Genomic DNA, 237 nt, shown 5'->3' with positions numbered 1-237 from the left:
TGGTGCTGGCCCTCCAGGTGCCGTCCGCGGCTACACCGGCGCGGAACTGAGTGGTCGTGGTGCCGTTCTGGGCGTACGGCTGGTGCGTGGGGCGCGGCGGGAGCGGGCCCTGCGGCTGGTACGGGGCCGGGGTCCCGGTCATGTAGGTGGGGGACGCCGGGTTGTGCGACGCCACCACCATCGAGTCCTGCCGACCGGAATCGGCGCCGGCGCCGTCGCGGTCCGGGAACACCCAGG

Annotated in this window: 1 pseudogene; it reads right to left on the bottom strand. The window is 74.7% G+C overall.

Annotated elements, in window-relative coordinates:
- A pseudogene (locus KVT45_RS55650) lies at window positions 1-237 on the bottom strand (glycosyl transferase); the annotation flags it as partial.

Origin of the sequence: Streptomyces sp. GbtcB6 (assembly GCF_019091475.1) — a bacterium.
Classification (GTDB): Bacteria; Actinomycetota; Actinomycetes; order Streptomycetales; family Streptomycetaceae; genus Streptomyces; species Streptomyces hyaluromycini.
The sequence above is the reverse complement of the archived record's forward strand: the minus strand, read 5'-3'. Positions and strand labels throughout refer to the sequence as shown.